We start from the raw sequence: 9,886 nt of genomic DNA on the forward strand, positions 1-9,886 counted from the left end.
GCCGGATGCCACGGCGTATCAGCCGGAGCTCGTTCGTGTGGCCGACGCTGGGTGTCCTGCTGGCGGTCCTGGCCTCGGCCTGCTCGGGATCGGACGACTCCGCGCTGCCGGACTGCCCGGACACCGCGCTCACCTGCCCCGCGAGCGGGTCCTCGGCGGCCCCGAGCACCGATCCGCCGACCACGCCCGACGAGACGACGGCGAGCCCCTCCGCCACCGCGTCCACGACGGCGAAGCCCACCACGACGGCCGGCGGCACGAGCGGCGCGTCCGGGACACCCTCCTCCCAGGCCGCCGCCTGCGCCTCCCCCGGCGCCTGCGGATTCCCCGACGCCCGCACCACCGGCCCCCGCGTCCCCCTCAAGCCCCACAAGACCGGCTACAAGGCCGTCCGCACCGACGGGATGGTCATCCGGGGCTGGGACATCACCGGCTCGCTCGACATCTACGCGAACGACGTCACCGTCATCGACACGAAGATCACCTCGGACAACTGGTGGGGCGTCAACCTGCGTCCCGGCTACCACGGCCTGCGGATCCTGCACTCCACCATCACCGCGGTGCCCGGCAAGGGGCCGGACAACGGCGGGGTGGACTACGCGGTGTCGAACATGGGGACCAGCTCCATCGAGGTCGGCTGGTGCGACGTCTCGGTGTTCGGGGACGCCCTGGCCATGGGGCAGGGCAACCTGCACGACAACTACGTCCACGACATCGCCCCGTTCGTCAACAAGGGCGGCGAGTGGCAGCACACCAACGCGGTGATCAGCAGCGGCGGCAACGACGGACGGCTGGTCATCCGCCACAACACGCTGCTGAACCCGACGAGCCTCAAGCAGGGCGCCTCGGGCAGCATCGGCCTGTTCGCGGACAGCGGGGTGGTCCGCAACGTCACCGTCGACGGCAACTGGATAGCCGGCGGCGCGTACGCCCTCTACGGCGGTGACACCGGCGCCACCGGGATCGAGGTCACGAACAACGTCTTCTCGACCGAGTACCACCCCGCCTCCGGCGGCTACGGCCCGGTCGCCCACTGGAACGCGGAAGGCGCCGGAAACGTGTGGCGGAACAACCGGATGTCCGACGGCCGCCCGGTCACCCCGGAGCCGGCCTCGTGAGCGGCGGCCTGCCGCGCCGGGTCGCGCGGGCACCCTGGACGCTGCTCAAGGCGCTCTTCGGCTGGCTGGTGCTCTTCGAGGCCAGGAACAAGGTCCTGCTGGCCCCGGGCGCGGTCCGGCTGCGCCGGTTCGAGGACGCCGAGACCCGACGCCTGGCGGCCGGACTCCCCTCGGCACCCCCGGCGCTGGTCGCCACCGTGATCGCCACCCACCGACGCCCCGAGGCGCTGCGGGCCGCGGTGCGCTCGGCGCTGGACCAGACCGTCCGCGACCAGGTCGTCATCGTGGTCGACGACGGCGCCGGACTGCCCGAACTCCCCGCCGACCCGCGGCTGTTCGCCGTCTCGCTGACCCGTAACACCGGAGTGGCGGGCGTCGTGCGCAACGTGGGCATCCGCCTCACCCGCTCGCGGTACGTGGCGTTCCTCGACGACGACAACCTGTGGGAACCCGACCACCTGGAACGGGCGCTGTCGGTCCTGGACTCCCCCGGCGGGCCCGACGGCGTCTACACGGCACTGCGCCGCGTCCTGCCCGACGGCAGCGAGCAGGACGTCCTGTCGGTGCCCTACGACCGGCGGCGGGCCGCCCGTGAGGCCTTCCTGGACACCAACGCCTTCGTCGCCCGCCGCACCCGCTCCCTGTACTTCAGCCGTCTGCGCCGGACCCCGGAGGTGCTGCCCCGGGAGGACTGGGAACTGATCCGCCGGTACGGGCGCAGGCACCGGGTGCGCCACCTGCCGCACCCCACCGTCCGGTACCTGATGAACCCGGCCAGCTTCTACACCCAATGGCGACAGCCCAGTTGAGGGCTCAGCTTCCCGTCCGCTCCGACCACAGGTGGTTGATCCCGTGCCACGATCCCGCGCCCTCAGGAACAAGTTCGTCGACGCCCCGGGCTCGCTCGGCGAACGACTCCGCATCGCCCGCTGGGAACGGTTCCGGCGCTGCTTCCCCGGCATCGAGAACATGAGCGTGGTGGACCTGGGCGGGACGGCCGAGATGTGGCTGCGCGCACCGGTGCGCGCCAAGCACGTCCACCTGATCAACCTGGAGGCGCACCCCGCCGACCTGCCCGAGTGGATCACCGCGGAGAACGCCGACGTCACCGACCCGGCGGTCGCCGCCGAGCTGAGCGCCGACGGCGGCTACGACCTGGTGTTCTCCAACTCGACCATCGAGCACGTGGGCGGTCACAGCCAGCGGCAGAAGTTCGTCGCCGCCGTCGAGCAACTGGCGCCGCTGCACTGGATCCAGACGCCGTACCGCTACTTCCCCGTCGAGCCGCACTTCGTGGCGCCAGGCTTCCAGTTCCTGCCGCTGTCCGCCCGGGCCCGCCTGGTACGGCACTGGCCGCTGGTGCACAGCCGCCCGGACAGCCCGGAGTCGGCGATGAACGCCGTGATCAACATCGAGCTGCTGACCCGCACCGAGATGCGTTACCTGTTCCCCCGGTCGGAGCTCCTCAGTGAGCGGGTGCTCGGTGCGCCGAAGTCGCTCATCGCCGTCAGAACGGAGTCGTCGTGCTGAACAACCTGGTCAACAGACATGACGCGGACCGGCTGCTGCGCAAGGTGCGCAAGCTGGACCTCGACCCGGTGCTGGCCAAGCTGCGGGTGCGCGGTGGCGCCCGGGTGGTCCAGCACTGGTCCCAGGTCGACCCGTCGCTGACCGAGTGGTGGGCGATCCCGTCGGTCATCAAGCGCTGGAACCTGCTGATGACCGGGGACGCGGACACGTCGTTCCCCGAGTACGTGGCCGCCAAGCACTTCGCGCCGCGCACCGACCTGCGCGGCCTGTCGCTGGGCTGCGGCACGGGCGGCAACGAACTGCTGTGGGCGAAGACCGGCGCCTTCTCCCTCCTGGAGGGCGTGGACGTGGCCCCGGAGCGGATCGACTTCGCCACCCGGGCCGCCGCCGAGGAGGGTCTCGCCGACGTGCTGGGCTTCCGGGTCACCGACGTCAACCGGATGACCGCCGACGGCGAGCGCTTCGACGTCCTGCTGGGTCTGCAGTCGCTGCACCACTTCGACCACCTCGACGAGACGCTGCCGCGGCTGTCCCGACTGCTTGAGCCCGGTGGCACGTTCGTCGTGGACGAGTTCGTCGGTCCCACCCGGTTCCAGTGGACCGACGCCCAGCTGGACGCGGCGAACATGCTGCTCGCCCAGCTGCCGGAGGAGCGGCGGCGGCTGGCCGACGGCCGGATCAAACGCCGTGTCGTACGGCCCAGCAGGCTGGCGATGGTGCTGGACGACCCCTCGGAGGCGGTGGACGCGGCGGCGCTGCTGCCGGGACTGCGGCGCGAGTTCGAGGTCGTCGAGGAACGGCCGTACGGCGGTACGGTGTTGCACATCGCGTTCTCCGGGATCGCACACAACTTCCGTGACCAGGAGCCGGAGACGCTGGCCCTGCTGGAGCGGTGCTTCGCGGCGGAGGACGCGGCTCTGCCGGAGGTGGGGCACGACTTCATCGCGATGGTGTGCCGGCCGCGGAGTGCGGCCTAGGCCGTTCGCCGCGGCCGTCGACGGGCCGTCCCCGCTCACGCGGGGACGCGCGTCCTCCCGCGTCCGAACCGCCGCATCATGGGCACCTCCACGAACCGGTGCATGAGTCCCGCGAGCGCCACGGAGAGAGCGAGCGCCCCGACGGTGAGCGCCCATGCCTTCGCCGGCGCCGACCCCTCGGCGTCGAGTCCCCGCATCAGGTCCACGATCACCGACTGGTGGATCAGGTAGAAGGCGAACGAGATCTCCCCCAGCCACACCGCCCACCGGCTGCGCCACACGCTCCGCCGCCCCTGGACGTCGGCGACGGCCACGGCGGCGATGAGCAGTGCGAACGGGATCACGGTGACGGCCGACGTCTCCGCGTCCGGCGGGAAGTACGGCGTCACGGCGTACGCGACGGCGAGGAGCACCGACGCGGACCACACCGGGATCCGCGGCCAGCGCCCGCTCTTCACGACGAGCGCCATCAGGATCCCCAGCACGAACTCCAGCAGGCGGACCGGCGGGAAGATGTACACGAACCAGTAGTGCCGGTCCGCGGGCAGCGGCATCGCAGCCAGGGGCACCGCGAACACGGCCGCCACGCATACCGCCGCGCTCGCCCACAGCCGCTCCGGGCGGATGCGCCGCACGACGGGGAGCAGCGCCGGGAAGAGGGCGTAGAAGAACGCCTCGCACGCGAGGGACCAACTGACCGAGTTCGCACCGAAGTAGACGCCCGGGTCCGGCCACCACGCCTGCACGAGGCCCAGGTTGGCCGCGCCGACCAGGAGACCGACGGAGTGGCCGGTCGCGTACAGGCCGGCGACGGAGATGCCGAAGGCGACGACGTAGTTCGGGTAGATCTTCGCCGCCCGGCGCCGCCAGAAGGCGCGAGCGGTGTCGCCCGGCCGTGCGGACCAGGTCAGGACGAAGCCGCTGAGGACGAAGAAGAAGGAGACACCGACGGCGCCCGCGCCTGCCGCGCGGGCGAAGGCGTGCTGGGTCGACGAGGGGGCGAGCAGTCCCGATATCGAGATGTGGAAGCAGAAGACGGTGAACGCCGCGAGGAATCGCAGGCCCGTGAGTGACGGGAGCCGGGAGCCGTCGGCCTGTGTGGTGGTGGGCCTGTCCGATCTGTCGGTGGCCTCGACTGCGCCCATGGGATCTCCTGAGGCCCGGTGAGCGGGCGGGTTGTCGGAAAGTGGCTGAGGTGTGGTGCGCCGCGGGATGTGCCGGGACAGGCCGTCGGGCGGCTGCGGGTGTGTTGTGGCTGGTCGCGCCCACGCGGCGGGGCCGCATATCGACACAGCCTCGCGCCCCTTGCGGGGCGCTGTCCCCTGGGTCGCTATCTGTGCAGGGCCCCCGGTCGGGCCAGGGCCGCTGCCGCTGCTCGGGCGGCCGGGCGGCCGAGGAGCGCGCGGGAGGTTTCCCGGAGGAGGACGGCGGTGCGGAAGGCGGCGGTGGCGAGGGGGCCGTGGCGGCGGCGGTAGAGGCGGACGCGGTTGAGGGTGAGGAGGGTCCAGAGGCGGGGGGAGACCTGGGAGTCGCCGCCCAGGTGGACGGCCTCGGCGGTCGGGTCCAGTCGGGTGGCGTATCCGTGGTCGCGGGCCCGCAGGCAGTACTCGGTCTCCTCGGAGTAGAGGAAGAAGGATTCGTCCCAGGGGCCGCAGGAGGCAAGGCAGTCGGCCGAGATCGCCATCAGCGCGCCGGTGGCCCAGTCGGCGCGCGTGGGCCGTTGGTAGGCGGAGGGGTCGGTGACGAGCTCGCTCAGGGCCGGGAAGCGGCCGGCCCGGGTGTTGCCGATGAGGGCCTCGCCGAGCGCCCGCAGGACGGTCGACTCGCGGCGCAGCGAGCGGTGGGGGGTGGCGCTGCCCTCCTCGTAGAGGAGGGGTACGGCGATCCCGACGCCGTCGGTGAGGCTGTCGACGAGGCGCTTGGCGCAGCCCTGCCGCAGCCGGACGTCGGGGTTGCAGATCAGTACGGCGTCGTACTCGCCGGCCGCGCCCAGCGCCGCGTTGATCCCGGCGGCGTACCCGGCGTTGCGGCCCGTCCGGACGACCGTGGCGTCCGGGGCCAGGGTCCGGAGCACCTCGACGGTGTCGTCGGCGGAGTCGTTGTCGGCGACGACGAGCCGGTGGTCGAGACCGGCCATGCCGTCGGGGAGCGCGGCGAGGAACCCGGGGAGCACCGAGGCGCTGTTCCAGGTGACGACGATGACGGCGACGGTGCTCATCGGGACTCCACGAGTTGGGGGAGCTCGGCTTCGGGGACCTTGCGAGGGGCGGGGGCCGAGGCGGCCGCCTCGGCCGCCTCGCGGCGGATGAAGCCGAGGTAGCTGCCGCCGACGCCCAGGGTGAGGAAGAACATCCCGGCGTACATGGGGAAGCTGAGCGCGTCGAAGGTGGCGCTGATGACCAGGGCGACCAGGGCCGAGGCGAGGAAGGCCTGCCCGAGCTCCCGGTCCGACTCGGTGCGGGCGAGCCGGCGGATGGCACCGCCCTGGTGGATGCCGGTGACGAAAAGGACGAGCAGCGCGACCAGCCCCAGGGCGCCCGTCTCGGCCAGGGTCAGCATGTACTGGTTGTCCGTGAAGAAGTACAGGTCGGGGGTGAAGGTGCCGAACCCCCGTCCGAACCAGGGGTGTTCGCTGAGGTACGGGACGATCGCGCTGTATTTCACGGTGCGCGCCTGGGTGCTGCTGTCGGAGTTGGACAGGAAGGTGGCGAACAGGTTGGTGATGGTGCCGATCAGCCCGGGGATGATCACCTTGAAGCCGGCCACCGAGCCCAGGACGATACCGAGCGCGGCCCAGCGGCGCTGCGGCTTCCAGCGGGGCACCATCACCAGGATCACGATGAAGGCGCCGATGATCGACGTCCGGGACACCGTCAGCGGCAGCGCGCCCGCCATGACGGCCACCGGGGCCCAGCGGCGCAGCGCGCCCGCGTGCCGGCGCACCGGGTCGAAGGCCTGGTGGACGGCGAAGGGGACCAGGATGGCGAGCATGCCCCCGAACTCCAGCGGGTGGGCGGTGGTGGAGCGCGGCCGGGTGAACGAGCCGCGGTCCATGGCGCTGAGTCCGGCGGTGTTCGAGTGCAGGCCGGGGATGTGGATGGAGTCGGCGATGTTGGTCGCGGCGAAGAAGTCGTAGTAGCCGATCAGGGCCACCACCGTGCCCAGGACGACGAGCCTGCGCATCAGGGTGTCCAGGCGGCTCCGGTCCTGGATGCCGGCCGAGGACAGCACGACGAGCGCCACCCACACCCCGAGCAGGATGAGCCCCCGGTCGGCCCCGAGGACCTCCTGGTGGGAGCTCGTCCGGCTCGCGTCGGCGAGGTACGACAGCAGTACCGCGGCGGCGAGCACGCACATCGCCACGCGCGGCAGCCTGGTGCCCGGCGCCGGCAGGATACGGCCGCCGAGCCAGGTCGCCAGGTACCAGAGGAGTCCCAGCAGGGCGAAGACGTTGGCCGGGGTGCCGACACCACCGAGCGCGGGCAGGGTGAGGTTCGAGGGCACGAAGAAGGCCAGGACCAGGTAGCCGGTGAGGACGGTCGTGGCGTCCAGGCGTCGTACCAGCAGGCCCTTGGGCCGTTCGGGGGGATGGGCCCGATGGCGCCGGGGCACGTATCCGGCCACGGCGCGTCCCCGGCGGCGGACCACGGCGACGCCCTCGGCCAGGATGGACAGCAGGAACGCGCTGACCAGTCCCGCGATGACGACCGCCGCGACGTCCTGGTACCGGCTCTTCGACTGCGAGACCGGGGTCTGCGGCATGACGACCGGCGCGGTCTGCACCGTGTACACCGTCGGCACCTTGGAGGCGGTCTGCAGGGCTTTGAGCTGCTCCCCGGCGAAGTTGGTGAGGGTGGTGGTCTCACGGAGCACGTTCGCCCGGTCGGTGCCGGTGACGCTCAGGGTGAGCAGCGGGCTGTCGGCGTCCGGCGCGAAGCCGACCGTGTACGGGTCCGTGACACCTCGGGAGTGCAGTTCCTTGGCCGAGTCGCCGGACTGCAGGGTCCTGATCAGCACGTCGGCGGTGACGACCAGCGAACCGCCCGCGTTCGACAGGGGGTTGCCGAAGGTGGGCGCCAGCTTGGCGATCGCCGTGGAGTCGAGGAGCGTGACGGAGCTCTGCGACTCGTAGGACACCGGGATGGTGCGGTACAGATAGCCGCCCGCGAGCAGGCTGAGCAGGGTGAGGGGCACCATGAAGTACCAGCGCCTGCGCATGATGGCCAACAGGTCGGCGAGGCTCATGAGATCTCCCTTTTGGTGGCGGTTCGCCCCGGCGCCTGCGAGGATCTGTGGCGACGGAAGGAATCCCCGTGTCGCCTCGTGACGTCGCCGAAGCGCTGCTCCGCCGCTGGTACGTGCTGCTGCTCGCGCTCGCTCTGACGGCCGCCGGAGCCTACAAGGTGCTGCATCCGGCTCCGCGGTACCTGAGTTCGGCGGTGGTGGTGCTCAAGCCGCCGGTGACGGGCAACCAGCCGAACCAGCTGACGAATCTCCAACCGCCGCTCGCCACCCTCTCGTACGGGGTGATCCAGCAGCTGGAGTCGCCCGCCGGGCGCAAGGAGCTTGCGGCCGCCGGCGTGCCCGGGACGTACCAGCTGATCCCGCGCAACAGCGGCACCAGCGCGACGCCGCGCTATCTGATCCCTTCGGTGCAGGTGCAGGCGCAGCGGGGCGGCGCCGTCGAGGCCGACACCGCGGTCACCCGGGTCATCGAGGCCTACACCGCGCACGTGACCGCTCTCCAGGACGCCGAGGGAATCGCGCCGGCCTCGCGGATCAGCGCCTCCGTCCTGGTCGCCGCGAGCGCCTCGCCCGTGCAGGGCACCAGGACCCGCGCCCTGGCCGGTACGGCACTGCTGGGCGGGATCGCCGGTATCCTGGGCGCGCTCTGGTTCGACCAGTACGCGCTGCGCCGCAGGGGGCGGAACGGCGGCCGCGCGGAGCCGGTCCGCCGTGCCGACGGCATCGCGGTGGCGGGCTGAGTCGATCTGGTGGCGCATCAGATACCGCGGCGCTTCCAGGACTCCCACCACAGCGCCTCCCGGCCGCGCTCGGCCACGGCCGACCACACCAGGGGCTGTAGGTACGGCATCGCCCTCGGTCCGATCCGCCTGCGCAGGCGCAGCGCGCGGTACTCGGGCAGCGTCGCGTATCCCGGCAGGCACTGCTCGGCGAACGCCACGCACTCGTCGACCGGTACGACGCCGGTGCGGCCCCGGTCGTAGGCACGGTAGGCGCGGCGCAGGGCGTAGCGGGCGAGGCGGGTGTGGACCTGCTCGGCCAGGTGGTCGGCGTTCGGCAGCCGGTCGGCGCATTTCACGAGCACCGAGTCGAAGGCGACCAGACGCTGGCGCAGGTCGTCGAGCTGGCCGCCGAAGTCCACGGTGGACATGTTGTTGCCGTGGACACGATAGAAGGCCTGGTCGGCGCCGCGGATGTAGCCGACGTCGGCGTGGGCGGCGAGCCGCATCCACATCTCGATGTCGCCGGCGTGCGGCAGGGCCGGGTCGTAGCCGCCGACCTTGCGCTGGAGGTCGGTGCGGACGACGACCTCGGGCGAGGTGATGCAGCCGGTGCCCTCGCGGAAGCGGCGCTCCAGCCACCACTGGCCCGGGTAGACGACCGAACCGGTGCTCTGCGTGCGGGCCTTGGGCAGGGGGCCGCCGTGCTGGAAGCGCAGCGGCCGCCCGTAGGCGAACCCGGCCTCGGGGTGGGCGTCCAGGAGCGCGGCGGCGCGGACCAGGGCGCCCGGGACGAGCCGGTCGTCGGCGGACAGGAGGGCCACGTAGTCGCCGTCGGCCCACTCCATCAGGCCTTCGTTGTAGGTGGCGATGTGCCCCTTGTTGGTCTCGTGGACGAGGACCTCGATCCGCGGGTCGGCGGCGGCCAGCTTGAGCGCGGCCTCCGCGGAGTCGTCGGGTGAGGCGTCGTCGATGATGAGGACCCGGACGTCGACGCCGTCCTGCTCGTCCAGGACGCTGCTCACGCAGTCGGCGAGGAAATGGCCGTACTTGTAGCAGGGGATCACAACGCTGACGCTGCTCATCGGTGGTGAAGCCAATCCCCGTCGGGGGGGGGGGGGGGGGGGGGGGGGGGCCCCCCCCCCCGGGGGGGGGGGGGGGGGGGGGGGGGGTGCGGGGGGGGGGGGGGGGGGGGGGGGTGGGGGGGGGGGGGGGGGGGGGTGGGGGGGGGGGGGGGGGGGGGGGCGCGGCTGTGCGACGGGGGCGCGGCGCTGCCCGGTGTCGGTGCCAAGCGCTG

At 72.3% G+C, this 9,886-nt stretch carries 9 protein-coding genes; 5 read left to right on the top strand and 4 right to left on the bottom strand.

Annotated elements, in window-relative coordinates:
• Nucleotides 1-5: 5 nt before the first annotated feature.
• The 4 genes from ACFZDK_RS45350 to ACFZDK_RS45365 are packed head-to-tail and all read left to right on the top strand — an operon-like array spanning nt 6 to nt 3,625.
• Nucleotides 6-1,118 carry a hypothetical protein gene (locus ACFZDK_RS45350; protein ID WP_390982178.1) on the top strand — a complete coding sequence of 371 codons (1,113 nt, stop codon included), beginning with the start codon at nt 6-8 and terminating at the stop codon, nt 1,116-1,118.
• Entirely contained in the window at nt 1,115-1,927 is an 813-nt protein-coding gene (locus ACFZDK_RS45355; RefSeq protein ID WP_390982181.1) for a glycosyltransferase, read from the top strand. Before ACFZDK_RS45350 ends, ACFZDK_RS45355 begins: the two co-directional genes overlap by 4 nt.
• 43 nt (nt 1,928-1,970) lie before the next feature.
• The gene (locus ACFZDK_RS45360; RefSeq protein WP_390982184.1) at nt 1,971-2,648 is read left to right on the top strand and encodes a class I SAM-dependent methyltransferase; all 678 of its coding nucleotides are present in this window, start codon (nt 1,971-1,973) and stop codon (nt 2,646-2,648) included.
• Nucleotides 2,642-3,625, top strand: coding sequence for a methyltransferase domain-containing protein (locus ACFZDK_RS45365; protein ID WP_390982186.1), 984 nt, complete (start codon nt 2,642-2,644; stop codon nt 3,623-3,625). Before ACFZDK_RS45360 ends, ACFZDK_RS45365 begins: the two co-directional genes overlap by 7 nt.
• A gap of 35 nt (nt 3,626-3,660) precedes the next feature.
• Here the strand turns inward: ACFZDK_RS45365 and ACFZDK_RS45370 are convergent, their stop codons facing one another.
• The 3 genes from ACFZDK_RS45370 to ACFZDK_RS45380 form a co-directional block, all read right to left on the bottom strand.
• Nucleotides 3,661-4,770 carry an acyltransferase family protein gene (locus ACFZDK_RS45370; protein WP_390982189.1) on the bottom strand — a complete coding sequence of 370 codons (1,110 nt, stop codon included), beginning with the start codon at nt 4,768-4,770 and terminating at the stop codon, nt 3,661-3,663.
• A gap of 185 nt (nt 4,771-4,955) precedes the next feature.
• Complete coding sequence (locus tag ACFZDK_RS45375) at nt 4,956-5,843, bottom strand: glycosyltransferase (RefSeq protein WP_390982192.1); 888 nt, start codon at nt 5,841-5,843, stop codon at nt 4,956-4,958.
• Entirely contained in the window at nt 5,840-7,870 is a 2,031-nt protein-coding gene (locus ACFZDK_RS45380; protein WP_390982195.1) for an O-antigen ligase family protein, read from the bottom strand. Before ACFZDK_RS45380 ends, ACFZDK_RS45375 begins: the two co-directional genes overlap by 4 nt.
• 68 nt (nt 7,871-7,938) lie before the next feature.
• On the opposite strand from ACFZDK_RS45380, the gene ACFZDK_RS45385 reads away from it, so the two are divergent.
• Nucleotides 7,939-8,610 carry a hypothetical protein gene (locus tag ACFZDK_RS45385; protein ID WP_390982198.1) on the top strand — a complete coding sequence of 224 codons (672 nt, stop codon included), beginning with the start codon at nt 7,939-7,941 and terminating at the stop codon, nt 8,608-8,610.
• Nucleotides 8,611-8,627: 17 nt separating this feature from the next.
• On the opposite strand, the gene ACFZDK_RS45390 is transcribed toward ACFZDK_RS45385, so the two are convergent.
• Nucleotides 8,628-9,674, bottom strand: a complete 1,047-nt coding sequence (locus ACFZDK_RS45390; protein ID WP_390982200.1) for a glycosyltransferase — start codon at nt 9,672-9,674, stop codon at nt 8,628-8,630.
• Between the last annotated feature and the right edge of the window lie 212 nt (nt 9,675-9,886).

Source organism: Streptomyces sp. NPDC007901, assembly GCF_042959465.1.
GTDB lineage: Bacteria > Actinomycetota > Actinomycetes > Streptomycetales > Streptomycetaceae > Streptomyces.